Origin of the sequence: Xenorhabdus entomophaga (genome assembly GCF_037996725.1) — a bacterium.
Classification (GTDB): domain Bacteria; phylum Pseudomonadota; class Gammaproteobacteria; order Enterobacterales; family Enterobacteriaceae; genus Xenorhabdus; species Xenorhabdus khoisanae.
Map to the genome: position 1 here is coordinate 1 of NZ_JBBMXH010000247.1, position 1,258 is coordinate 1,258.

A 1,258-nucleotide genomic window follows, 5' to 3' on the forward strand; every position below is an offset into this window, starting at 1 on the left:
TCATATACAGGATCTTAATAATTAAGTCTTTCAAAACATGCATTCAATGTCTTGTTTTTACATGATTTTCTTTGTGGTGTTTTGAAGGCATTTTGACCTAAGTACTCCCTGGCCTTTTCCAGCAAAAAGCACGTTTCTGACCATGCCCTTTGCAGCAAATTTTCTATTATCGGTCGTAACCAAACGTCCGTATTTTGCGCGGCTTTAAGCAACGAAACGTCAGGAAATAGCCGCCTTGCCATTGTCCGCCTGACCAACAAAGCCAGCAAACTTGACCAGATAAGTCCGGTAACCAATGACTCTTTCCGGGTGGCAAAACCTTGCCAGTTGGTGTGGGATTTTAATTCCTTAAATAACAGCTCGACCTGCCAGCGGCAGCGATAAATATCTATAATGTCATTGGACGTAAATTCCTCTGGCGACAAATTCGTCAGCCAGATACAGAACCGTTTTTCTTCTGCAAACCAGCGGCGGATAATCCGAAATTCATAGCCCTCACGCCGACATCTGAGGTCTAAAATCTCTGAACGGTTAATTCGGCGGGTGACGTCTTTTAAGGTTTTTCCGGTCAGTTTCGGTAAGGGTTTGCCTTGCCCGTTGTGCGCAGCAACAATCCGAGGATTGAGGGATTTTTTCCCCCTGACAATAAATGACGCGTCTGACTGCGAGAGTTGTTCAAAATACTTAAAATCAGGATACCCCGCATCGGCAAGCAGAAGTTGCCCCCGCAATTCTGCCGGAGCAGGCAAATAAGCCCGTTCAGACGTGGTGTCGGCAGTAATCGCCATGCGGGTTGGCATTTGGCTGAAGAGTGACATCGTCATGTGACACTCAACGGCAGCAGCCGTGGTTTTGAACCGATAAGGAAAGACCTCAGCGAGAGCAGGATGAACCTTGAATGAGCTGCCATCCTGTATAATAACATTTTGAAATTTAGCTAATTTTTTAGGTATGACTAACTGTTTTTCGACCCATTGGGCCATAAAAAATCGAACGATAATTTTAATAAACGCCTCAAAAGCAGGTTTCCGTAATTGATTGTAAAAAGGACGGTAACTGACTTGCTGCCGGGGATCGGGGCACAGGCCGTTATACTTCTGATGTAATTGGGCAATGGCAGTGATTTTACCGGTACTGAGCGCGGCAATCAGGCTGAAGAGCAATGTGCGTGGCTCAATATTTCTGACACGTTTAGTGAACCCACACCCCAAGGCCACTTTTAGCAAAGAAAAGTCACTAAAGAATTGCATTAGCTGGT

At 45.4% G+C, this 1,258-nt stretch carries 1 protein-coding gene; it reads right to left on the reverse strand.

Annotation, left to right across the window (positions count from 1 at the left end; translation table 11 throughout):
* Positions 1-14: 14 nt before the first annotated feature.
* Positions 15-1,258 (reverse strand): IS4 family transposase (locus AAC854_RS22535; protein ID WP_422824130.1); only part of this gene is annotated, 1,244 nt, incomplete at its 5' end.